The organism is Stenotrophomonas sp. PE591, assembly GCF_018320795.1.
GTDB classification, from domain to species: Bacteria; Pseudomonadota; Gammaproteobacteria; order Xanthomonadales; family Xanthomonadaceae; genus Stenotrophomonas; species Stenotrophomonas maltophilia.
Genome location: NZ_JAAOKO010000003.1, coordinates 115,986 through 139,740 on the forward strand (window position 1 = coordinate 115,986; position 23,755 = coordinate 139,740).

The following is a 23,755-nucleotide window of genomic DNA, read 5'->3' on the forward strand; positions in this document are numbered from 1 at the left end:
GGCGGGGCGAACGGTCGCGGGCCGGGGACGGCGGGCTCTCACGCAATCTTCAAGCATCCATCTTGATGAAGAGATATACTGCTTCGCACCGACCGCCGCCATCCGCGCCATGACCGCCATCAGCTTCGAGTTCTATCCGCCCAAGACCGACGAACAGCGCAGCCAGCTGGACCGTGCTGCGGCCAAGCTGAAGGACTACGCCCCCGAATACGTGTCGTGTACCTTCGGCGCCGGTGGCTCGACCCTGAGCTACACCTCCGAGACCGTGCGCCACCTCAACCAGCACCATGGCTTCGATGCCGCGCCGCACCTGTCGTGCGTGGGCGGCACCCGCCAGGAGATCCGCGAACTGCTCAAGCTGTACCGCGCCATCGGCTGCCGTCGTCTGGTCGCGCTGCGCGGTGACCTTCCCTCGGGCATGGGCTTCCCCGGCGACATGCGCTACGCGGCCGAGCTGATCGACTTCATCCGCACCGAGCACGGCGATGCGTTCCACATCGAAGTGGGCGCGTATCCGGAAACGCATCCGCAGGCGACCGATGCGCTGGCTGACCTGAAGCACTTCAAGGCCAAGATCGATGCCGGTGCCGATGCGGCGATCACCCAGTACTTCTTCAACCCGGACGCCTACTTCCACTTCGTCGATGAAGTGCACCGGCTCGGCGTGCAGGTGCCGATCACGCCCGGCATCATGCCGATCGCCAACTTCAGCCAGCTGCGCCGCTTCTCCGAGCAGTGTGGTGCGGAGATTCCGCGCTGGATCGGCCGCAAGATGCAGGCCTACGGCGATGACGCCGAGTCGGTACGTGCATTCGGCACGGAAGTGGTGGCCCGGCTGTGCCAGCGCCTGATCGAAGGCGGCGCGCCCGGCCTGCACTTCTACACCTTGAACCTGGCCAAGCCGACCACCTCGGTGCTGAAGCTGCTGCAGGGCTGAAAGCACGCCATGCGGACCGGATCGGCGCTACCCTGCGAGGATGATCCGGCTTTCCTTCCTGCTGTTGCTGCTGCCGCTATGCGCGCTGTCGAGCGTCGCCCACGCACAGTCCACGCGCCTGAACCGCTGCACCGATGCGCAGGGCCAGAGCGTGTACACCGACCGGCCCTGCGACAGCGTGGGTGCACGGTCACGGCTGCCGCCGCCCTCCCCGACCGGCAATACCGCAGCGCGCGACACGCTGGGTGCACGCTGCCCGCGCCGGCTGAGCGAGCTCGTGGACGCATTGCGCAACGGCATCCTCAGCAACGACGTCAATCGGCTGTCCTCGCTGTACCTGTGGGGCTCGGTGTCCGACGCGGGCGCGCAGCGCATTCTCGGCCAACTGGAATCGTTGGCGCGGCGGCCATTGGTGGACGTGGTGCCGGTGTATCCGCGGCAGGACCAGGCCGCAGTGCCGGAGGAGGGTCAGAGCCCTGCTGCGCAGGGGTCCGACCCTGAGCCGCCGGCCGTGCGGCATCCGGTCGGCCTGCGCCTGGAGCAGACGTTGCCGGGCAGCGTGGCGCGCGCTTCGACGGTGCTTGGGCTGCGGCGGCAGTATGGGTGTTTCTGGATCACGCTGTGATCGGGAGGGGCCAGAGCCCTGCTGCGCAGGGATCTGACCCCGCATGCCGGCTCACTCTGGCCACAGCCCGCGAATGGCGGCAATGCCCTGCCCGCCATGGCGACGCGCTTCGGCGATGTGACCGCGACCCACGCCGCCCAGCGCATAGATCGGCAGTGACACCTGCGCGCGCAGCTCGGCGAACGCGTCCCAGCCCAGCGGTACCGCGTCCGGATGGCTAGCCGTGGCCTGCACCGGGCCCAGCACGGCGAAGTCGCAGCCCAGCTGCTGTGCGGCCTGCAGCTGCTGCAGGTCGTGGCAGGATGCGGCCACCAGCTGGCCTTCGGGAAGTGGACGCTGCGACAGTTCCTGCAACTGTTCGCTGCCCAGATGCACACCCACGCCCAATGCGCGTGCCAGCTCGATATCGCGGTTGAGCAGCCACTGCACCCCGCTGCGACGATGCGCGCGCACGGCCTGTTCGACCATCGCCTGCCGCTGCGGATGCGCCGTCGGCAACCGCAGCTGGATGCGCTGCTGGCCCGCGGCCACCACGCGCTGCAGCTGTTCATGCCAATGCTGCAAGCCGCCCTCATCATCGGTTGGCGCCGGGGTGATCAGGTAGCTGTCGGGCTGGCGCAGCGCGGCCACCACCGGCAGGTCTGCCGGTGGCATTGAATAGCGGCCCAGCTTGTCCGGCGCCACCCAGGTGATTGCCTGGCCCTCCCGCCCGCGCGGTGTCCCCTTCCAGCTGCGCACGTGGCGCACCTCCAGGGTCAGGTGCTTGTCCGGATAGCGCTGCGGCACATCCATCAGCCACTCGCCGACATCGGCCTCGATGCCCAGTTCCTCGCGCAGCTCGCGCACCAGCGCCTGTTCGGAGGTCTCGCCGGATTCGCGTTTGCCGCCGGGAAACTCCCACAGGCCGGCCATGTCGCGGTTCTCGGTACGGCGGTTGAGCAGCACGCGGCCACGGGCGTCGGTGATGACGGCGGCCACGACATGGATCGATCGGGTGGGGGAAGGCATGGGGGGAAGCATGCCCAGAACAGGGCGGCCGGCGCAATCACGGATGCGCTGCAACTCCCCTGCCACAAACGAAAAGCCCCGCTTTCGCGGGGCTCTTCGGCATCAGCTCAGCTGGCCGTGGCAGTGCTTGTACTTCTTGCCACTGCCGCACGGGCACGGATCGTTGCGGCCGATCTTCGGCTCGTCGCGCTGCATCTGCGCCACGCCCTGCTGGGCAGCCTGCACCTGCGCGGCTTCCTCGTCGGCGCTGTAACCGCCCACGTCCTGGTGCTGGAACTGCGACTGGCTCAGGCGGGCTTCGGCCTGCTGGCGTTCGGCCGCTTCCAGCGCCTGCACTTCCTCGTCGCTGCGGATGCGCACGCGCGACAGCAGGGTCACCACTTCGCGCTTGACGTTTTCCAGCATGTCCGAGAACAGCTCGAAGGCTTCCTTCTTGTATTCCTGCTTGGGCTGCTTCTGCGCGTAACCACGCAGGTAGATGCCCTGGCGCAGGTAATCCATGCGCGCCAGGTGCTCCTTCCAGCTCTGGTCCAGCACGGTCAGCATCACGTGCTTCTCCAGCGCGCGCATGGTCTCTTCGCCCACGCCGGCTTCCTTCTCGGCGAAGTGCTGGTTGACGCGTTCCTGCACCTTGGCGGCAATCGCCTCGGCGTCCAGCTCCTCGTGTTCCTTGACCAGGTCGGTCAGCGACATCTGCAGGCCGAAGTCCGACTCCAGGGTCGCTTCCAGGCCACGCAGGTCCCACTGCTCGTCGATCGAGTTCGGCGGCACGAAGCGGGCCACCACGTCGAAGATCACATCGTCACGGATGCCGTCGACGTTGTCCTTCACCGACTCGGCGTCCAGCAGTTCGTCGCGCTGGGCGTAGATCACCTTGCGCTGGTCGTTGTTGACGTCGTCGAAGTCCAGCAGGTTCTTGCGGATGTCGAAGTTGTGGGCCTCGACCTTGCGCTGCGCCTTCTCGATCTGGCGGCTGACCAGGCGGTCTTCGATGACGTCGTCTTCCTTCATGCCCATCATGCGCATGGCCTTCTGCACCCAGTCGGAGGCGAAGATGCGCATCAGGTTGTCTTCCAGCGACAGGTAGAAGCGGGACGAACCCGGGTCACCCTGGCGGCCCGAACGGCCACGCAACTGGTTGTCGATACGGCGCGACTCATGGCGCTCGGTGCCGACGATGTGCAGGCCGCCCGCCGCCTTCACTGCCTCGTGGCGCTTCTGCCAGTCGGCCTTGACCGCGGCCTTCTGCTCGTCGGTCGCGTCCTCGCCCAGCGCGTGGAGCTCTGCTTCCAGCGAACCGCCCAGCACGATATCGGTACCACGGCCGGCCATGTTGGTGGCGATGGTCACCGCGCCCGGACGGCCGGCGTTGGCGACGATGGTCGCTTCGCGGTCGTGCTGCTTGGCATTGAGCACTTCGTGCTTCACACCGGCCTTGCTCAGGTGCTCGGACAGCATTTCCGAAGTTTCAATCGAGGTGGTACCGACCAGCACCGGCTGGCCGCGCTTGGCGCATTCTTCGATGTCGGCCAGCACCGCATTGAACTTGCCCTTGCGGTTGAGGAACACCTGGTCCGGGCTGTCCTTGCGGATGGTCGGGCGGTTCGTCGGGATCACCACCACTTCCAGGCCGTAGATGCTCTGGAACTCAAAGGCTTCGGTATCGGCCGTGCCGGTCATGCCGGACAGCTTCTTGTACATGCGGAACAGGTTCTGGAAGGTGATGCTCGCCAGCGTCTGGTTCTCGCGCTGGACCGGCACGCCTTCCTTCGCTTCCACCGCCTGGTGCAGGCCATCGGACCAGCGGCGGCCGGCCAGGGTACGGCCGGTGAACTCGTCGACGATGACCACTTCGCCGTCGCGCACGATGTAGTCAACGTCGCGCTGGTAGATCGCGTGCGCGCGCAGGGCGGCGTTGAGATGGTGGACCACGGTCAGGTTCTGCGCCGCGTACAGGCCTTCGGTTTCGCCGTTGAGGATGCCGGCTTCCACCAGCAGCTGCTCGGCGTGCTCCATGCCCGCTTCGGACAGGTGCACCTGCTTGCCCTTCTCGTCGACCCAGAAGTCGCCTTCGCCGTCTTCCGCTTCCTGCTTGACCAGGTGCGGCACGACGCGGTTGACACGGATGTACAGCTCCGGGGAGTCATCGGCCGGGCCGGAGATGATCAGCGGGGTACGCGCTTCGTCGATCAGGATGGAGTCGACTTCGTCGACGATGGCGTAGTGCAGGCCGCGCTGGTAGCGGTCGGCCTTGGACAGCGCCATGTTGTCGCGCAGGTAGTCGAAGCCGAATTCGTTGTTGGTGCCGTAGGTGATGTCCGCAGCATAGGCTTCGCGCTTGTCGCTGTGCGGCATGCCCGGGTAGACCACGCCCACGCTCAGGCCCAGCCAGTTGTACAGCTTGCCCATCTGCGCGGCGTCGCGGCGGGCCAGGTAGTCGTTCACGGTGACCACGTGCACGCCCTTGCCTTCCAGCGCGTTGAGATACACCGGTAGGGTCGCCACCAGGGTCTTGCCTTCACCGGTGCGCATTTCTGCGATCTTGCCCAGGTGAAGCACCATGCCGCCGATCAGCTGCACGTCGTAGTGGCGCATGCCCAGCACGCGGCGGCCGGCTTCACGGCAGACCGCGAAGGCTTCCGGCAGCACCTTGTCCAGGGCTTCACCATCGGCGATGCGCTGCTTGAACTCCGGCGTCTTGGCCTGAAGCTGCTCGTCGGAAAGCTTCTCGATCTCCGGCTCCAGCGCATTGATCTTGGCGACGATGCGGTTGAGCTGGCGCAGCTGTCGTTCGTTACGACTGCCAAATACGCGGGTAAGCAGGCTGTTGATCATTGAAGGAACCGGGTTGGATGGACACGACGCCCGGCCTCCCCCTTGGGATCCGTCCGCCGCAAACGAAACAGGGCGCCTGGCGCCCTGTCGATGGCAACACCCATTGTAGCTTGGGACGGGCGCGAGGGGTTTCAACCCTTTGGCGGCAATGGCATCCGAACCTTGCCGGTAATGCCGGCCCCTGGCCGGGTACGCGATGCCGCCGCAGATCATGAGGTTGCCGGCCAGCGGCCGGCACTACCAGATCAACCGAATCCGACCCGGGATTCAGCCGCGGCTGACGCGCCCGACCGGCGTGTTGCCGCCGTCGCCGAGGAACTTGCGCGGGTTGACCACGTTGCCGTTCTCCCACACCTCGAAGTGCACGTGGGCGCCGGTCGAACGACCGGTGGAACCGGCCTTGGCCACTTCCTGACCGGCACGGACCAGGTCACCGGCCTTCACCACCAGGCGCGAATTGTGCGCGTAGCGGGTGACGTAGCCATTACCGTGGTCGACATCGACCACGTTGCCGTAGCCGCCCTTCACGCCGGCGAAGCTGACCACGCCTTCGGCCACGGCCATCACCGGGTCACCGACCTTGGCGTGGAAGTCCATGCCCTTGTGGGTGGCGGCACCGCGGCCGAACGGGTCGGCACGGGTGCCGAAGCCGGAGGTCACGTAGCTGTTGCGGATCGGCATGCGCGACGGCACGGCGTTCTGCTGCAGCTGGTGGTCGAACATCAGCGATTCCATCACCGACAACTGGCGGCCTGAAGCAGCGAAACGCTGCTCCAGCACCTGTAAGTCGGCGTTGACGTCCTTGACCGGGATGTCGCTGGTCGGGCCGCCGGCATCGCCGTCACCGAGGCCAGGGGTCTCGTTGAAGTCGAACTCGCCGTCTTCCAGCTTGCCCATCTGGGTCAGCCGTTCGCCAAGGGCGTTCAGGCGGGTAGCCTGCGCCTGCAGCTCGCCGAGGCGTGCCGCCAGCGCGTTGACCTGGGTCTGCGCATCGCGCTTGACCTTGGCCAGTTCCGCATCCTGGCGCTCGACCTTGGCCTGCAGCCGGGAATCATTCAGCGCGCTGGCGCCAATGCCGCCAGCAAGGCCGATAATGCAGCCTACCCCGAGCACGCTGCCCAGCAGGGCGCGGGGGCGGTCCTCGAAATAGAACCGCAAACGCGCGATCGGCGACGACTTGGCCTGTCCTTCACGCGTTTTGATTACGATCTTTTTGAATGCCATCAGTGAGTTTTCATGTCTGAGCCGAAATCCAGCGTTCGCCCCGCGTCAGTGCCGAAGCCGGCGCTGGATGCGGTGATGGCGGACAAAAGCGGGAACCCGCTGCGGCGTGCCTTGTGGCTCGACGCGCTGGACCGTCAGTTGCGCCCCCAGTTGCCGCCACCTCTGCGCAGCCGTTGCCGGCTGGCCAATGTGGACGGGGAACACCTCGTTTTTCTCGTCGAGTCCCCGGTCTGGCATGCCAAGTTGCGGCTTGCCGAAGCCCAGTTGCTCGACGCGGCCCGTTCCATCGGGCTGAAGGCCACCAGGGTGACCATCAAGACTGCGTCTCCCACTCCCACGCGCTCCCCAGCGCTCGACAACCGGAATGGACCCCACGCAGTTTCAGCCGCCACGCACAAAGGGCTACGCGACGCCTTGGCTTGCCTGCAGGACGTTCCTTCGAAGCCGAAGAAGCGGTCCTGACGACAACGGAGCATCCGGCTCCGCTCCCCGTCGCGCGTGTCACCACGGCGTGAAACATTTCGGGGGCCGGGTCGCATCCTAGCTGCCATCCGGGGGCCTGTCGTTAGATTGTTGTTAAAACTGCGTTAAATTCAGGCTTCCGATCCAACAGGTTCACAAAACCGTGACCTCGAACCAGCCTTGACGCGTGTCAAGCATGCTGAATGCGCCGAACACGCCTGAAACGACAACGCCGCCCTGGAAGGCGGCGCTTTTGTCTTTTAATTCAACAGCCTACAGAAATCATGCGTAGGCCGGAGTGGCATACTCCACCGGATCCGGCGTCGCCGGCGAGTCGAAACTGACCCATTCCCAGGCAGTGGCGTCGGCCATCAGCGCCCGCACCAGCTTGTTGTTGAGGGCGTGACCGGACTTGAAGCCTTCGTAGGCGCCCAGCACCTGGCCACCGGCCAGATAGAGGTCGCCGATCGCATCGAGGATCTTGTGGCGCACGAATTCGTCGGCATAGCGCAGGCCGTCTTCGTTGAGCACGCGGAACTCGTCCAGCACGATGGCGTTGTCCATCGAACCGCCCAGGCCCAGGTTGCGCTCGCGCATGTATTCCAGGTCGCGCATGAAGCCAAAGGTGCGCGCGCGGGAGATTTCCTTGGTGTAGGCCAGCGTCGAGAACTCGATTTCCTGGCGCGACTGCTTGGCCGGAATCATCGGGTGGTCGAACTGGATGGTGAAGCCCAGCTTGTAGCCCTCGTACGGGCTGAAGCGGGCCACCTTGTCGCCCTCGGTCACTTCCACGGTCTTCAGCACGCGGATGAAGCGCTTGGGCGCATCCTGTTCCACGATGCCCGCCGACTGCAGCAGGAACACGAACGGGCCGGCCGAACCGTCCATGATCGGCAGCTCGGCCGAGGACAGTTCGACAATGATGTTGTCCACGCCCAGGCCGGCCAGCGCCGACATCAGGTGTTCGACGGTCTGGATCTTGGCGTCGTTGCAGGTCAGGCCGGTGCACAGGGTCACTTCGGTGACCAGCTCGGCCTTGGCCGGCACTTCCACCACCGGGTCCAGGTCCACGCGGCGGAACACGATGCCATGGTTGACCGGTGCCGGGCGCAGGGTCATGTAGACCTTGTCACCGCTGTGCAGGCCAACGCCGGTGGCGCGGATCGTGTTCTTGAGGGTGCGTTGCTGGATCATGGGGGATGGACCGGAAGTGACACATTAGATTAACACGCACGGTCCCCTACCCCGGCTGAAAGGCAGGCAGGACACACCGGCGCGCCAATGGGACGCACATGAAGCAGGGCGGCCGGGCCCATCCTGGCCCGGCGCCCGCGTTTTCAGGACATGGTGGCGCAACCCGGGGAGGACAACCCCGGGCCGGCCCGCTCAGTCCGCCTGGCGGCGCAGGAACGCCGGGATGTCCAGGTAATCGTTCGGCAGTTCTGCCGCGGCCGGGGCCGAAGAGGACGGCGCCGACGGGGCCGAAGCCGCCGCGGTATCGCTGCTGGCGCGACGCAGGCCCAGGCCCATGCCGCCGACGGCCTTGGACACGGCGTCGCCGCCGTTGTCGAAGTCGCCGAACTCCGGCTGGCCGGTGGTGGCGTTGCGGACCAGCTTGATCGGCGCGCGCTCGCCCGGACGCTGGGCCTTGCTGGCCGACACGCGGTTCAGGCCGGTGGCAACCACGGTCACGCGCACTTCGTCCTGCATGTCCGGGTCGAGCACGGTGCCGACCACCACGGTGGCGTCTTCCGAAGCGAAGCCGTCGATGGTGCGGCCGATCTCGTCGAACTCGGCCATGGTGAAGTCCGCACCGGCGGTGATGTTGACCAGGATGCCGTTGGCACCGGCCAGGTTCACGTCGTCCAGCAGCGGGTTCTGGATGGCCGATTCGGCAGCGGCCTGGGCGCGGTCATCGCCACGGGCGGTGCCGGTACCCATCATCGCCAGGCCCATTTCGGACATGACGGTGCGCACGTCGGCGAAGTCGACGTTGATCAGGCCCGGACGCACGATCAGGTCGGCGATGCCCTGCACGGCGCCCTGCAGCACGTCGTTGGCGGCGCGGAATGCCTGGATCATGGTCGCATTGCGGCCCAGCACGGTGATCAGCTTCTCGTTCGGGATGGTGATCAGCGAGTCGCAGTGCTGGCTCAGTTCCTCGATGCCCTTCAGCGCCACCTGCATACGGCGACGGCCTTCGAACGGGAACGGCTTGGTGACCACGGCCACGGTCAGGATGCCCATCTCCTTGGCCAGCTGCGCCACCACCGGTGCAGCGCCGGTGCCGGTGCCGCCGCCCATGCCGGCGGTGATGAACACCATGTCCGCGCCCTGCAGGGCGTCCATGATGCGCTCACGGTCTTCCAGCGCGGCCTGGCGGCCGACTTCCGGGTTCGCGCCTGCGCCCAGGCCCTTGGTCACGTTGGTACCCAGCTGCAACTGCAGCTTGGCACCGCAATTCTTGATGGCCTGCGAGTCGGTGTTGGCGGTGATGAATTCCACGCCGTCCACCGCCGAGTTGACCATGTGCGCCACGGCATTGCCGCCGCCGCCGCCCACGCCAACCACCTTGATCACCGCATTGGGTGCCATCTTTTCGATCAGTTCAAAATGCGCCATGTCCGTGTCCTCGTTGTATCCGCTTGACGGTGGCATGGACGGTCGGGCCTCCTGCCTTCGCGTGTCATGTTGCCGTTGCGGCTGTGTGGGTTGTGTATTGCGTTGCTGCGTTGTGATGCGGGTACTGCAGGTGCTGCGCCGGGGTGACCCCGGTGTTACGGGTTCCGCGTCAGAACTCGCCGCGGAACCAGGTCTTGAGTTTCTTGAACATGCTTCCGGCGCGCCCGGTCGGCAGCGACGGCCGCCGCGGGTGCTCGATCTGGCTGCCCATCAGCAGCAGGCCCACGCCGGTGGCATGCACCGGATTGCCCACCACTTCGCCCAGGCCGGTAACGTGCTGCGGGATGCCCACGCGCACCGGCATCTGCAGCATTTCCTCGGCCAGCTCGACCACGCCTTCCATCTTCGAGGCACCACCGGTCAGCACCATGCCGGCGCGCACCAGTTCCTCGAAGCCGGAGCGGCGCAGTTCGGCCTGCACCATCTCGAAGATTTCCTCGTAACGGCCCTGCACCGCCTGCGCCAGCGAATGGCGCGGCATGCGGCGCGGCGGACGGTCGCCCACCGACGGCACCTGGATGCTTTCCTCGGCGGTGGCCAGCTGGGCCAGGGCGCAGGCGTAGCGCACCTTGATCTGCTCGGCTTCCGGGGTGGGCGTGCGCAGCATGTGCGCGATGTCATTGGTGACGTGGTCGCCGGCGATCGGCAGCGAAGCCGTGTGGCAGATCGCGCCCTGCACGAACACCGCGATGTCGGTGGTGCCGGCGCCCATGTCGACCAGCACCACGCCCAGCTCGCGTTCGTCGGCGGTCAGCACCGCCACGCTGGAGGCCAGCGAGGACAGCACCAGGTCATCCACCTGCAGGCCGCAGCGCTGCACGCACTTGCTGATGTTGGCCGCGGCCGACTGTGCGCACACCACCAGGTGCGCATGCACCTCCAGGCGCACGCCGGTCATGCCGACCGGATTGCGGATGCCTTCCTGCGAATCGTCCAGCACGTACTCGCGCGGGATCGCGTGCAGGATCTTCTGGTCGGCCGGAATCGCCACCGCCTTGGCCGCATCGAGCACGCGATCCAGGTCGCCCCAGGTCACTTCCCCGTCGCGGATCGGCACGATGCCCGGTGAGTTCTTGCACTGCACGTGGTTGCCGGAGATCGAGGCGTACACCGAGCGGATCTCGCAGCCGGCCATCAGCTCGGCTTCTTCCACCGCGCGCTGGATCGACTGCACGGTCGATTCGATGTCCACCACCACGCCGCGCTTCAAACCGCGCGACTCGTGCGAGCCGATGCCGATCACTTCGATCGGGTTGCCCGGCGAATACTCGCCCACCAGCGCCACCACCTTGGAGGTGCCGATGTCCAGGCCAACGATCAGCGATTTGTCACCCTTGCGATTCATGTCCTTTCCTGCGTGCTTCTGGCCGGGGTCGCCGGCGCTTTCGCCGGCGTGGCCGGGGTACCCCAGCTCAGCGTGAAACCATTGGTGTAACGGAGGTCGGCGCGCTCGATCGGCGCGTCCTGACGGTTGAGCTGCGGCAGTACCTTGACGAAGCGCTGCATGCGCGAGCGCGCGTCGTCGCGGCCGACCACCACTTCGGTGCCGTTGCTCAGCACCAGCGACCAGCTGCCGCGTGCATCCATCGTCACCCGGCGCACATCGACGCCGGCCGGTGCGAACAATGCACGCGAGTCGCTGTACAGCTTCATCACTTCTTCGGTCTGGCTGTCCGGGCCATCCAGTTCGGGCAGCGCAAGGTCGGCCAGCTTCTTCGGCGTGGGGAACAGCTTTCCCTGCTCGGAAACCAGGCGGTCGTTGCCCCAGCGCGCGAACGGCTTGTGCTCGACCAGGGTTACTTCCAGCACATCCGGCCACTGCTTGCGTACCCGTGCGCTTTCCACCCACGGCAACTTTTCCAGTGCGTCCTGGGCATCCTGCAGCTTGACCGCGAAGAACCCGGCGCGCGCATACGGCAGCAGCACCTGCTGCAGCTGTTCGGCCGGTACCCGCTTGAACTCGCCATGCACGCGCAGCTTCGCCAGCGGCCAGCGCTCGGCGCCGACCCAGCCATTGACCACGGCCACCACCGGCAGTGCAACCACCGACAGCGCCAACAGCCAGACGAAGATGCGCAGCACCGCGTTCATGCGTGCGAGGCCTCCAGGGTCTGTTCCAGCACGCGCCACACCAGCTCTTCGAAGCTGATGCCGGCCTGGCCTGCGGCCTTGGGCACCAGCGAATGGCTGGTCATGCCCGGCGCGGTATTCACTTCCAGCAGGAAGAAGCGGCCGCTGCTGCGGTCGCGCATCACGTCCACGCGGCCCCAACCACGGCAGCCAGCAGCGCGGAACGCGGCCAGCGCGATGCGGCGGATTTCCTCTTCGTCGCCACCGTCCAGGCCCGGGCACAGGTACTGGGTGTCCTCGGCGATGTACTTGGCGTTGTAGTCGTACCACTGGCCCTTGGGCACGATGCGGATCGACGGCAGCGCGACGTCGCCGAGAATGGCCACGGTCAGTTCGTCGCCGACCACCATCTGCTCCATCAGCAGCTGGCCGTCGTAGCGCGCAGCCAGGGCCACGGCCTCATCCAGGCCGGCGTCGTCGGTGACCCGGCTGATGCCCACGCTGGAGCCTTCGTTGGCCGGCTTCACCACCACCGGCAGGCCCAGCTCGGCCGCCAGTGCATGCACGTTCGATGCGTCGACCTTGCGGTATTGCGGGGTCGGCAGGCCCAGCGACAACCACACCTGCTTGGTACGGATCTTGTCCATGCTCAGCGCAGAGCCCAGCACGTCCGAGCCGGTGTACGGCACGCCGAAGGCGTCCATCAGGCCCTGCACGATGCCGTCCTCACCACCACCGTTGTGGCCGTGCAGGATGTTGAACACACGGTCGATGCCGCCGGCAGCCAGCGCCTTGGCCAGCGCCGGAATGCCATCCACCGCGAACGCATCGACACCGCGCGACTGCAGTGCTTCCAGTACGTTGCGGCCGGAATCCAGCGACACCTCGCGTTCGCTGGAAGTGCCACCGAGCAGCACGGCGACGCGGCCGAATACAGCCGGGTCGGTCACGCGCAGCGGCGGGAAGGTCAGCGCGCTCACGCCTCGCCCTCCCCCTTGAAGCCTTCCACCGCGATGTGGGTAGCCACGGCGCCGATGTCGCCCGCCCCCATCATCAGCAGCAGGTCACCGTCCTGCAGCACGTCCGGCAGCACGCTGGCCAGCTCGGCGGCCTTGCCAACCACCACCGGTTCGCTGCGGCCGCGCGCGCGGATGGCGCGGGCCAGCGCATGCGAGTCGGCACCGGCAATCGGTTCCTCGCCAGCCGGGTAGACCTCGCTCAGCACCAGCGCATCGACGCTGGACAGCACTGCGGCGAACTTGTCGAACTGGTCGCGGGTTCGGCTGTAGCGGTGCGGCTGGAAGGCCACCACCAGGCGCTTGTCGGCCCAGCCACCACGGGCGGCGGCGAACACGGCTTCCAGCTCGCTCGGGTGATGACCGTAGTCATCGATGATGCGCACCTTGGCGCCACTGGCGGTGGTCACTTCGCCCAGATCGTTGAAGCGACGGCCGACACCGGCGAAGCCTTCCAGCGCACGCGCGATGGCGTCCGGGGCCACGCCCAGCTGCCAGCCCACTGCGGCGGCGGCCAGTGCGTTGAGTACGTTGTGCCTGCCCGGCAGTGCCAGTACCACTTCCTGGCTGGTGCCCTGCGGCAGGCGCAGGGTGAAGCGCATGCGCGACCCTTCCTGCACCACGTTCTCGGCGCGCACGTCGGCCTGCGGGCTCATGCCGTAGCTCATCACGTGGCGCGGGGTCCTGGCGGCCAGCGCAGCCACTTCCGGGTCGTCGATGCACAGCACCGCCAGGCCATAGAACGGCAGGCGCTGCAGGAACTCGGCAAACGCCGCCTGCACGCGGGCAAAGTCGTTGCCGTAGTTCTCCAGATGATCGGCATCGATGTTGGTGATGATCGACATCAACGGATTCAGGCGCAGGAAGCTGCCATCGCTTTCGTCGGCCTCGGCCACCAGCCACTGGCCACCACCCAGCTTGGCGTTGGCGCCGGCGGCCAGCAGCTGGCCACCAATCACGAACGTCGGGTCCAGGCCGCCTTCGCTCAATACCGCAGCGGTGAGGCTGGTGGTGGTGGTCTTGCCATGCGTACCGGCCACGGCGATGCCGCGACGGAAGCGCATCAGCTCGGCCAGCATGGCCGCACGCGGCATGATCGGAATGCGCTGGCTGCGCGCTTCCATCAGTTCCGGGTTGTCTTCGCGGATGGCGCTGGAGACCACCACGCAGTCGGTGCCCAGCACGTTGGCCGCCGAGTGGCCGCGCATGATGCGCGCACCCAGGCTGGCCAGGCGGCGGGTCGCCACGTTGTCGGCGTTGTCCGAGCCGGACACTTCATAGCCCAGCGTCAGCATCACTTCGGCGATACCGCTCATGCCGGTGCCGCCGATGCCGACGAAATGCACGCGCGGGAACGCGCGCACCAGGTCGTTGGTGTCGTGCAGGCGGCGGATCATGCGCGGCCTCGCGCAGGGCAGGCGCGGTGGCATGCCTTCTTCATACAGCTTCCTCGAGAATGATATCGGCGATGCGCTCGGCGGCATCGACCTTGGCCAGGGCACGCGCAGCTTGCGCCATCTGCATGCGGCGGGCGGGATTTTCGGACAGATCGCGCAGCAGTGCGGCAATGCCGTCGGCCAGCGTTCCGTCCTGCTTCAGCAAAACCGCCGCGCCGCGCTCGACCAGGTACTCCGCATTGCGGGTCTGGTGATCGTCGACGGCAGCGGGGAATGGCACCAGCACACTGCCGACACCGACCGCGCACAGCTCGGCCAGCGTGGACGCGCCGGAGCGGCATACGACCAGATCGGCCCAGGCAAACGCCTCGGCCATGTCGGCGATGAACGGGGTGATCTCCGCCTGCACGCCAGCCTTGGCATACGCCTCGACCGCTTCGGCATGCATCTTCTCGCCGCTCTGGTGGCGCACCTGCACCGGCACTGTGGCGCCCAGCGCAGCGATGGCCTGCGGCACGCCGGTATTGAGCGCGCGTGCACCCTGGCTGCCGCCCACCACCAGCACGCGCAGCGGACCCTGGCGGTCGGCGAAGCGCTGTTCCGGCGGTGCGATGGCGGCGATCTCCGCACGCACCGGGTTGCCGACACACTCCTCGCCCTTGGCGAAGGTGCCCGGGAAGCCGGTCAGCAGACGGCGTGCATAGCGCGACAGGATGCGATTGGTCAGGCCCGGTGCGCGGTTCTGCTCATGCACGATCAGCGGCAGGCCATGCAGGCGCGTGGCCATGCCGCCGGGACCGGAGGCGAATCCACCGAAGGCCACCACCGCACGCGGCTGGCGCTTGCGGATGATCATGCCGGCCGCGCGCAGCGCGCGCATCAGCCGCCACGGCGCGCCCAGCAGGGCCAGCTTGCCCTTGCCGCGCAGGCCGGTGATGGCCAGCGTGTCGATCGGAATGTCGTGCTGCGGCACCAGACGGGTTTCCATCGCACCGTCGGCGCCCATCCAGGTGACCGGCACGCCGCGCGCGCGCAGCACGCGGGCCACGGCCAGGCCGGGGAAGATGTGACCGCCGGTACCACCGGCCAGGATCATCACCGGGCGCACGTTGTCGGTGGCTGTGCTCATGACAGCCTCCCGAAGGTCGGTTCGATGCGCGACTGCAGGCGGCTGGTGCCGCGCGCAGCGTTCGCTGCAGCGGCAGCCACCGGCTCGGCGCTCATCGGTACGCTGGCGGCCACCGGCGCGGCCGGCTCGTCGCTCGGCTCGGCAGCGGCGTCTTCGGTGCCGCCGATGCGCACGGCCTGGCGGCGCTCGGCGCGCTTGAGTTCATAGGACACGCGCAGCAGCAGGCCCATCGCCACGCAGGTCATCAGCACCGACGAGCCGCCGGAGGAGATCAACGGCAGGGTCAGGCCCTTGGTCGGCAGGATGCCCAGGTTCACGCCGATCGAAACGAAGGTCTGCATGCTGATCCACAGGCCGATGCCGAAGGCGATGTAACCGGAGAAGTGCCGCTTCATCTCCACGCATCGCATACCCAGCCAGAAGGTCCGGCCGACCAGCAGCGCGTACAGGGCCACGATCACGCAGGTGCCCAGGAAGCCGAATTCCTCGGCGGTGACCGAGAAGATGAAGTCGGTATGCGCTTCGGGCAGGTAGTACAGCTTCTGCACCGAGTTGCCCAGGCCGACGCCGGTCCACTCGCCACGGCCCACCGCCATCAGCGCGTTGGACAGCTGGTAGCCGTCGCCCTGCTGGTCGGCCCACGGGTCCAGGAAGGAGGTGATGCGGCGCATGCGGTACGGCTCGATGATCGCCAGTGCGCTCATGCCGACCAGGCCGATGATCACCGGCATCGACATGCGCGGCATGTTCACCCCGCCCAGCACCAGCATGCCGGCGGTGATCGCCAGCAGCAGGGTGGACGAGCCGAAGTCCGGCTGCAGCAGCAGCAGCACCACCAGCGCCCCGGCCACGCCCAGCGGCTTGAGCATCGCCGGCCAGGTCGCATTGACCTCGTCGCGGAAACGCACCAGGTAGCTGGACAGCCAGACGATGTAGAGCACTTTCACCGCTTCGACCGTCTGGAACTTGGAGATGCCCAGGTTGATCCAGCGGCGCGCACCGTTGACCGTGCTGCCCAGGCCCGGTGCGAACACCGCCAGCAGCAGCACGAAGCAGCCCAGCAGCAGCATCTGGTTGTACTGCTCGATGGACTTCAGTTCAGTGCGGGCGGCGATGACCGCCAGCACGATACCCACTGCCAGGAAGATCAGGTGGCGGTTGAGGTAGTAGAACGGACTGCTCATCAAGGCGATCGAGCTGGACGCCACCATCACCACGCCCACGCCGGTGAGCGCGATGATCGCGCCCAGCAGCCACTTGTCGTAGCTGCCTTCGATGGCTTCAAGGCGAGTTGCCTGGCGGGACAGGTCGTTCATCTCAGCGCACCTTCAACGTGGCCAGGCCGATCAGCACGAGCACGACGGAGATGATCCAGAAGCGCACGATCACGCGCGGCTCGGGCCAGCCCTTCAGTTCGAAATGGTGGTGGATCGGCGCCATGCGGAACACGCGCTTGCCGGTCAGCTTGAACGAGGCGACCTGGATCATCACCGACAGTGTTTCGATGACGAACACGCCGCCCATGATCACCAGCACCAGTTCCTGGCGGGTGATCACCGCGATCGTGCCCAGCACCGCGCCCAGCGCCAGCGCGCCGATGTCGCCCATGAAGACCATGGCCGGATAGGTGTTGAACCACAGGAAGCCGAGGCCCGCACCGGCGATGGCCGCGCAGATGATGACCAGCTCGCCGGCGCCCGGAATCTGCGGAATCTGCAGGTAGTTGGCGAATACCACGTTGCCCGAGGCATACGCGAACACGCCCAGCGCGCAGGCCACCAGCACGGTGGGCATGATGGCCAGGCCGTCCAGGCCGTCGGTCAGGTTCACCGCGTTGGAGAAACCGACGATCCAGAAGTAGGCGATGGCCACGAAGCCGATGCCGGCCAGCGGCAACGCCACCGACTTGAACATCGGGATGTAGAAGGTCAGCGCCGCCGGCACGTCGGCCGTGTAGAACAGGAACAGGCCAGCAGCCAGGCCGAAGATCGACTGCAGCAGGTATTTCCAGCGCGACTTCAGGCCGTTCGGGTCGCGGCGGACGATCTTGATCCAGTCGTCATACCAGCCGATGGCGCCGAAGCACAGCATCACCGCCAGCACCAGCCACACGTAGCGGTTGCGCAGGTCGGCCCACATCAGCACCGACAGGGTGATGGTGAGCAGGATCAGCGAACCGCCCATGGTCGGCGTGCCGGCCTTGGAGAAATGGGTCTGCGGACCGTCCTTGCGGATCGGCTGGCCGCCCTTGAACTGGGCAAGCTTGCGGATCATCGCCGGGCCAAGCCACAGCGACAGGAACAGGGCCGTCAGCGCGGCAAGGATGGCGCGGAACGTCTGGTAGTTGAACAGCCCGAACAGGCTCTCCAACTGCTGCAACCATCGAGCCAGTTCATACAACATGCGGGGATTCCTCTCCTTGCGCCAGCAGCGCTTTGACGATCAGGTCCATGGCACTGCCACGGGAACCCTTGACCAGGCAGCGCACACCAGCGTGCAACTCGTCCTGCAGCGCCTGTGACAGCGCACCATGGGTAGCGAAATGGCGTCCGCCTTCACCGAAGGCGGCCGCAGCGGCGGCACTGAGCGGACCCAGTGCATACAGCCGCTTCAGGCCGGCGGCGCGTGCACGGATGCCGGCCTGCGCATGCAGCGCCTCGCCGTCCGGACCCAGCTCGCGCATGTCGCCCAGCACCAGCCAGCCCTCTTCCGGCGCGGCGGCCAGGGCGTCGATGGCCGCAGCCAGCGAACCGGGGTTGGCGTTGTAGCTGTCGTCCACCAGCACCGCGCCATTGCGCAGCTGATGGGCAATCTGGCGGCCCGGCACCGGCTGCGCTTCGGCCAGGCCGGTCGCGATCAGCGCAAGGTCGACACCGGCGGCCAGCGCCAGGCTGGCGGCGGCCAGCGCATTGCTGACGTTGTGGCGACCGGGCAGGCCGAGCACCACGCGGGCTTCGCCGCTCGGTGCGACCAGGGTGAACTGGCTGCCCTGCGCGCCGGCGCGGATGTCGCGCGCGGTCACCTCGGCGGTATGTTCCAGGCCGTAGCGCAGCACGCGGCAACGCGGCGGGGTGCCGACGAAATGCTGTTCGAACCAGCGGCCGTAGGCATCGTCCACATTGATCACCGCCACGCCATCGGCCGGCAGCGCGGCATAGATCGCGCCCTTGGTCACCGCCACGCCGAGCAGGCTGCCCATGCGTTCCAGGTGCGCCGGGGCAATGTTGTTGACCAGCGCATAGCGCGGGCGGGCGATGTCGGTCAGGTAGGCGATATCGCCCGGCTTGCCGGCGCCCATCTCGTAGACGGCGTAGTCGGCATCTTCCGGGGCATCGATCACCGCCAGCGGCAGGCCGATCTCGTTGTTGCGGTTGCCCGGGTTGGCGTAGACCACCTTGTGGGCGTGCTGGGCCACCTGCTGCAGGATCGACAGCAGCAGGCTCTTCACGCTGGTCTTGCCGTTGCTGCCGGTGATCGCGAACACCTCGGTGCCGCGGTCGCGCTGCATGCCGGTGGCGATCTTCGCCAGTGCCAGTTCGCTGTCGGCCACCAGCACCTGTGGCAGTTCGATCGGCAGCAGGCGCTCGACCAGCAGCGCACTGGCACCGCGCGCCTGCGCGTCGGCGGCAAAGTCATGGCCGTCGAAACGCTCGCCGCGCAGCGCCACATACAGGCTGCCCGGGCCGAGGCTGCGGGTGTCATTGCTGACCGCATCGATGGCCACGTCGTCGCCGTGGATCTCACCGCCGGCCCAGTGGGCGATCAGCGAAAGCAGGGTGCGCTTCATGCGGTGCCCTCCCCGGCCCGCGCCTCTAGTACACCGGCCTTGGCCGCCAGTGCAGCGGCGGCCACTTCGGTGTCGTCGAAGTCATGGCGCACGCCATTCACTTCCTGGTACGGCTCGTGGCCCTTGCCAGCGATCAGGATGATGTCACCGGCACCGGCACGCTTCACCGCCAGGCCGATCGCACGCGCGCGGCTGCGCTGCACGGTCACGACGGAGGCATCGGTGAAGCCGGCCAGGATGTCGGCCACGATCACGTCGCCATCCTCGCCACGCGGGTTGTCGTCGGTGACGATGACCTGGTTGGCCAGACGCTCGGCAATGGCCGCCATCTGCGGGCGCTTGCCGGTATCACGCTCGCCGCCGCAGCCGAACACGCAGAACAGCGTGCCCTGCAGGTGGCCATGCAGGCTGTCCAGCGCCTGTTCCAGCGCGTCCGGGGTGTGTGCGTAGTCGACCACCACGGTCGGCAGGCCGTCTTCGCCGCCCAGTCGGTTCATGCGGCCACGGATCGGCTGCAGCGCCGACAGTACTTCGGCGATGCGCGGCAGCGGCTGGCCCTGCGCGTGCAGGGTGCCGGCCACCGCCAGCAGGTTGTCCACGTTGAAGCGGCCCAGCAGCGGCGACTGCACCGCCGCGCGCTGGCCGTCGATGACCAGTTCGAAGGCAATGCCACGGCCATCCAGCTGCAGCGCCTCGGCGCGCACGCTGGCGTCGGTGGCACCGCGCGAGCTCAGGCCGATCGGCTGCACGCCCGCCGGCAGGCCGGCGAACAGCTGGCGGCCGAACGCGTCGTCCAGATTGATCACTGCGGCCTTCAGGCCCGGACGGTGGAACAGCCGCGCCTTGGCCGCGCCGTAGCTGGCCATGTCGCCGTGGTAGTCCAGGTGGTCGCGGGTGAGATTGGTGAACACCGCCACGTCGTAGTGCACGGCATCCACGCGCCCCTGGTCCAGCGCATGCGAGCTGACTTCCATCGCCACCGCGCGCGCACCGGCGTCGCGCAGCTGCGCCAGCAGCGCATGCATCTGCAGCACCAGCGGCGTGGTGAAGCCGGTCGGCTCGACCGCACCATAAAGTCCGGCGCCCAGCGTGCCGATACTGCCACTGGGCGTACCGAGCAGGTGCCAGGCCTGGGCCAGCAGCTGCACGGTGGAGGTCTTGCCGTTGGTGCCGGTGACACCGACCATCGCCATCGCCCGCGACGGCGCGCCATGGAACTGGTCGGCCATCGCACCCATGCGTGCGCGCAGGCCCGGCACGGCGATCGCATCGGCCGGTGCCGGCAGTTCGGCGGGCGCCGGCGGTTCAAACAGGATGACGCTGGCACCGGCGGCGCGGGCCTGCTCGACAAAGCCCAGGCCATGCGCGCCGAAACCGGCGATGGCGACGAAAGCATTGCCGGGACGCACGGCGCGGCTGTCCAGCACCAGGCCGGTCAGAACGGGGTCGTGCCCTGCAAGGGCAACGTCCGGAAGCAACTGCGAAAGCAACATCGAAGGACTCATTGCGTGCCTCCCGTAGTGGGCGGCGTCTGGGCGTGCGCGCTCGGCAGCGCAGCATCGAATTCAGCGGCGGCATCCACTGGCAGCGCGGTCTCGGCCGGCGGCGCAGGCAGGATCGAGGCCGAGTGACCGACCTTGCCGGACTGCTGTGCGGCCAGCCACGACTGCAGGTCGTCCAGTGGCACGTCCATCAGGCGCAGGGTGCCTTCCATCACGTTGTGGTAGACCGGCGCCGACACCAGGCCGCCGTAGAACTTGCCGGCCTGCGGATCGTTGATGACGATGACGGTGGCGAAGCGCGGGTTGGTGGCGGGCACCACGCCGGCGAACAGCGCGTTGTAATGACCCCGCTCGTAACCACCCGGACCGGCCTTGCGCGCGGTACCGGTCTTGCCGGCCACGCGGTAGCCCAGCACCGCCGCCTGCTTGGCGCCGCCCTGGGTGACCACGGTTTCCATCATCGCCACCACCTGCCTGGCGACGTTCTCGTCGATGATCTGCTGGCCTTCATTGCGCTGGCCCTTGACGAAGGTCGGCGCGATCAGACGACCGCCGTTGGCCAGTGCCGAATAGGCGGTAGCGATCTGCAGCGGCGTCACGTTCAGGCCGTAGCCGTAGGACATCGTGGTCTTGGTGGTACCCGACCAGCGCGCCGGGCGCAGCACCACGCCGCCGGATTCACCGGGGAAACCGCTGTGCGGTACCGAGCCATAACCAAAGCGGCGCACGCCGTCGTAGAACACCTGGTCCGGCATCTTCGCCGCGACCTTGGCCGCACCCACGTTCGAACTGCGGGTGATCACGCCAGTCACGTTCAGCACGCCGTTGTTGCGCGGCACGTCACGGATGGTGAAGCGGCCCAGGGTCATGTAACCCGGATTGGTATCGATGATGGTGTCCTTGGTCACCGCACCGGCCTGCAGCGCGGTAGCGATGGTCAACGGCTTCATCGTCGAACCCGGCTCGACCAGATCGGTCACCGCACGGTTGCGGCGCGCATCGGGCAGCGCGCCGGTCAGCGAATTCGGGTTGTAGGTCGGCAGGTTGACCATGGCCAGGATCTCGCCGGTGGTCACGTCCATGATCACCATCGAACCGCCCGCTGCCTTGTTGGCCACCAGCGCGTTGCGCAGTTCCTTGAACGCCAGGTACTGGATGCGGCGGTCGATGCTGAGGGTCAGGTCCTTGCCCGGCTCAGCGGCGCGCAGCAGATCGCTCTCGACGGTCTCGCCCTTGCGGTTGCGGATCACCCGCTTCGCACCGGCCTTGCCGCGCAACCATTCGTCGAACGCCAGCTCCAGGCCTTCCTGGCCGCGGTCGTCGATGTTGGTGAAGCCCAGCACGTGCGCCATCGCTTCACCCTGCGGGTAGAAGCGGCGGAACTCGCGCTGCGCGGCCACGCCCGGAATCTTCAGCGCGACCACCTTCTCTGCCTCGTCCGGATTGATCCGGCGGCGCAGGTACATGAATTCCTTGTCCGACTTCTGCGACAGGCGGCTGCTCAGCTCATCCACCGACATGCCGACCGCCTGGGCCAGCTCCGGGATGCGCTCGGGCGAACGCAACAGGTCCTGCGGATTGACCCAGATCGAGGCGACCGGCGTGGATACCGCCAGCGGCTCGCCGTTGCGGTCGGTGATCATGCCGCGCGAGGTCTTGATCGGCAGCTCGCGCAGGTAACGGGCCTCGCCCTGGCGCTGGTAGAAGTCGCTGTTGATGATCTGCACGTAGGCAGCACGACCGACCAGCGACACCGAGCACAGGCCGAGCGCCAGCGCGACCCAGCGCAGGCGCTGGCGCAGGTTGAAGGCGTTGCGCGGGCGGTTGCGGCCAGTCTTGCTCATGGCCGCACCACCACGATGTCCCCGGCTTCGGGGAACTTCATGCCGAGCTTTTCGCGGGCGATGCGATCCACCCGGTTGGCTTCGGCCAGCGTGGCCTGCTCCAGCTGCAGGCGGCCGAATTCGAGGTTGATGTCATCGCGCTTGCGTTCGGCGCGCGACAGCTCGATGAACGTCTGCCGGTGACGGTGACGCACGAACACGACGCCGATCGCCGAGGCCACGGTCGAGGCCAACAGGATGATCAGCAGCAGCCGGCTCATGCGTCGGCCTCCCGCTTCTGCGCCACGCGCAGCACGGCGCTGCGCGCACGCGGGTTGGCGGCCAGTTCCTCGTCGGTCGCCTTGATGGCACCGCCGATCAGGTCCAGCGTCGGCACGAACGCCACCGCCTCAGGCAGGCGGCGGTTGGCCGGCGGCGCCTTGGCCAGGCGGTTCATGTACTGCTTGACGATGCGGTCTTCCAGCGAGTGGAAGCTGATCACCGCCAGCCGGCCACCGGGCTTGAGCCGTTCCACCGCCGCATCAAGACCGGCTTCCAGATCGGCCAGCTCGCGGTTGATGTGGATGCGGATGGCCTGGAAGCTGCGCGTGGCCGGGTGGATCTTGTCTTTCCCACGCGGCATCACCGAGGCGATCAGCTCGGCCAGTTCGGCGGTGCGGGAGAAGGGCTGCTTCTCACGGCGGGCCACGATGGCACGGGCGATGCGGCGGCTCTGGCGTTCTTCGCCATAGGTCCACAGCACGTCGGCAATTTCGCGCTCTTCCACGCGGTTGATCCACTGCGCGGCGCTTTCGCCGCTGTCCGGGTCCATGCGCATGTCCAGCGGGCCGTCCTTGCCGAAGCTGAAGCCACGTTCGGCCACGTCCAGCTGCGGCGACGACACACCCAGGTCGAACAGCACGCCGTCCAGGCCTTCGGCCGTCGCATCCCACTGCAGCAGCTGGGCGAAGCTGCCACGGAAGATGGACACGCGCGGGTCCGGCGCGAAATCGCGCTCGGCAACGGCGATGGCTTCCGGATCCTTGTCCATGACCAGCAGGCGCCCCTCGGGACCGAGCTGGGTGAGCACGCCACGTGCATGACCGCCACGACCGAACGTGCCATCCAGATAACGTCCATTTTCGATCACCCTCAGGCCTTCAAGGACCTGGGTGTACAGGACCGGCAGGTGCACCGCCGGCGACTGCGACACCGGAAGGTGACCGGTCTGCGCTTCTGGGCGCATCCGGGCACCCCG

At 67.3% G+C, this 23,755-nt stretch carries 19 protein-coding genes and 1 pseudogene; 3 read left to right on the plus strand and 17 right to left on the minus strand.

Annotated features, from left to right (window positions below; all coding sequences use genetic code 11):
* The first annotated feature begins 109 nt into the window (after positions 1-109).
* Positions 110-937 (plus strand): methylenetetrahydrofolate reductase [NAD(P)H], encoded by an 828-nt coding sequence (gene metF / locus JLDANKMP_RS10335; protein WP_212561040.1) that lies wholly within the window; start codon positions 110-112, stop codon positions 935-937.
* A gap of 40 nt (positions 938-977) precedes the next feature.
* Complete coding sequence (locus tag JLDANKMP_RS10340; protein WP_212561041.1) at positions 978-1,562, plus strand: DUF4124 domain-containing protein; 585 nt, start codon at positions 978-980, stop codon at positions 1,560-1,562.
* Between the two features lie 51 nt (positions 1,563-1,613).
* Here the strand turns inward: JLDANKMP_RS10340 and JLDANKMP_RS10345 are convergent, their stop codons facing one another.
* The 3 genes from JLDANKMP_RS10345 to JLDANKMP_RS10355 form a co-directional block, all read right to left on the minus strand.
* The gene (locus JLDANKMP_RS10345; protein ID WP_212561042.1) at positions 1,614-2,570 is read right to left on the minus strand and encodes a Nudix family hydrolase; all 957 of its coding nucleotides are present in this window, start codon (positions 2,568-2,570) and stop codon (positions 1,614-1,616) included.
* A 102-nt stretch (positions 2,571-2,672) separates the two neighbouring features.
* Positions 2,673-5,405 (minus strand): preprotein translocase subunit SecA, encoded by a 2,733-nt coding sequence (secA, locus tag JLDANKMP_RS10350; RefSeq protein WP_005408088.1) that lies wholly within the window; start codon positions 5,403-5,405, stop codon positions 2,673-2,675.
* A 267-nt stretch (positions 5,406-5,672) separates the two neighbouring features.
* A complete protein-coding gene (locus JLDANKMP_RS10355; protein ID WP_033834438.1) occupies positions 5,673-6,629 on the minus strand; it encodes a M23 family metallopeptidase in 957 nt (318 codons plus the stop codon).
* 12 nt (positions 6,630-6,641) lie between these two features.
* Between JLDANKMP_RS10355 and JLDANKMP_RS10360 the strand changes: the two genes are divergently transcribed.
* Positions 6,642-7,091, plus strand: a complete 450-nt coding sequence (locus JLDANKMP_RS10360) for a DUF721 domain-containing protein (RefSeq protein WP_005408086.1) — start codon at positions 6,642-6,644, stop codon at positions 7,089-7,091.
* 282 nt (positions 7,092-7,373) lie between these two features.
* Here JLDANKMP_RS10360 and lpxC read toward each other — a convergent pair whose 3' ends face one another.
* The 14 genes and pseudogenes from lpxC to rsmH all read right to left on the minus strand — a co-directional run bounded on the left by lpxC (position 7,374) and on the right by rsmH (position 23,743).
* Positions 7,374-8,285: a UDP-3-O-acyl-N-acetylglucosamine deacetylase gene (gene lpxC / locus JLDANKMP_RS10365; RefSeq protein WP_005408085.1), complete on the minus strand. Its 912-nt coding sequence runs from the start codon at positions 8,283-8,285 to the stop codon at positions 7,374-7,376.
* 192 nt (positions 8,286-8,477) lie between these two features.
* Complete coding sequence (gene ftsZ / locus JLDANKMP_RS10370; RefSeq protein ID WP_005408084.1) at positions 8,478-9,713, minus strand: cell division protein FtsZ; 1,236 nt, start codon at positions 9,711-9,713, stop codon at positions 8,478-8,480.
* Positions 9,714-9,882: 169 nt separating this feature from the next.
* The gene (ftsA, locus tag JLDANKMP_RS10375; protein WP_005408083.1) at positions 9,883-11,118 is read right to left on the minus strand and encodes a cell division protein FtsA; all 1,236 of its coding nucleotides are present in this window, start codon (positions 11,116-11,118) and stop codon (positions 9,883-9,885) included.
* Positions 11,119-11,186: 68 nt separating this feature from the next.
* Positions 11,187-11,864 (minus strand): annotated as a pseudogene (locus tag JLDANKMP_RS10380) (cell division protein FtsQ/DivIB); the annotation flags it as partial.
* Complete coding sequence (locus JLDANKMP_RS10385; protein WP_049402364.1) at positions 11,861-12,823, minus strand: D-alanine--D-alanine ligase; 963 nt, start codon at positions 12,821-12,823, stop codon at positions 11,861-11,863. The pseudogene JLDANKMP_RS10380 and the gene JLDANKMP_RS10385, both read right to left, overlap by 4 nt.
* Positions 12,820-14,256 carry a UDP-N-acetylmuramate--L-alanine ligase gene (gene murC, locus JLDANKMP_RS10390; RefSeq protein WP_005408080.1) on the minus strand — a complete coding sequence of 479 codons (1,437 nt, stop codon included), beginning with the start codon at positions 14,254-14,256 and terminating at the stop codon, positions 12,820-12,822. Before murC ends, JLDANKMP_RS10385 begins: the two co-directional genes overlap by 4 nt.
* Before the next feature lie 40 nt (positions 14,257-14,296).
* Positions 14,297-15,385 (minus strand): undecaprenyldiphospho-muramoylpentapeptide beta-N-acetylglucosaminyltransferase, encoded by a 1,089-nt coding sequence (gene murG / locus JLDANKMP_RS10395; protein ID WP_212561043.1) that lies wholly within the window; start codon positions 15,383-15,385, stop codon positions 14,297-14,299.
* A complete protein-coding gene (ftsW, locus tag JLDANKMP_RS10400) occupies positions 15,382-16,701 on the minus strand; it encodes a putative lipid II flippase FtsW (protein ID WP_005408078.1) in 1,320 nt (439 codons plus the stop codon). Before ftsW ends, murG begins: the two co-directional genes overlap by 4 nt.
* A 1-nt stretch (position 16,702) precedes the next feature.
* Positions 16,703-17,788: a phospho-N-acetylmuramoyl-pentapeptide-transferase gene (mraY, locus tag JLDANKMP_RS10405; RefSeq protein WP_004154219.1), complete on the minus strand. Its 1,086-nt coding sequence runs from the start codon at positions 17,786-17,788 to the stop codon at positions 16,703-16,705.
* Positions 17,778-19,172: a UDP-N-acetylmuramoyl-tripeptide--D-alanyl-D-alanine ligase gene (gene murF / locus JLDANKMP_RS10410; RefSeq protein ID WP_111150660.1), complete on the minus strand. Its 1,395-nt coding sequence runs from the start codon at positions 19,170-19,172 to the stop codon at positions 17,778-17,780. The genes mraY and murF overlap by 11 nt, the downstream gene beginning before the upstream one ends.
* Positions 19,169-20,677, minus strand: coding sequence for a UDP-N-acetylmuramoyl-L-alanyl-D-glutamate--2,6-diaminopimelate ligase (locus JLDANKMP_RS10415; RefSeq protein WP_212561044.1), 1,509 nt, complete (start codon positions 20,675-20,677; stop codon positions 19,169-19,171). The genes murF and JLDANKMP_RS10415 overlap by 4 nt, the downstream gene beginning before the upstream one ends.
* A complete protein-coding gene (locus JLDANKMP_RS10420) occupies positions 20,674-22,518 on the minus strand; it encodes a penicillin-binding transpeptidase domain-containing protein (protein WP_049451412.1) in 1,845 nt (614 codons plus the stop codon). The genes JLDANKMP_RS10415 and JLDANKMP_RS10420 overlap by 4 nt, the downstream gene beginning before the upstream one ends.
* Entirely contained in the window at positions 22,515-22,778 is a 264-nt protein-coding gene (gene ftsL, locus JLDANKMP_RS10425; protein ID WP_005408074.1) for a cell division protein FtsL, read from the minus strand. The genes JLDANKMP_RS10420 and ftsL overlap by 4 nt, the downstream gene beginning before the upstream one ends.
* On the minus strand, positions 22,775-23,743 hold the full coding sequence (gene rsmH / locus JLDANKMP_RS10430) for a 16S rRNA (cytosine(1402)-N(4))-methyltransferase RsmH (protein ID WP_012479154.1): 969 nt from the start codon (positions 23,741-23,743) through the stop codon (positions 22,775-22,777). Before rsmH ends, ftsL begins: the two co-directional genes overlap by 4 nt.
* Positions 23,744-23,755: the final 12 nt, after the last annotated feature.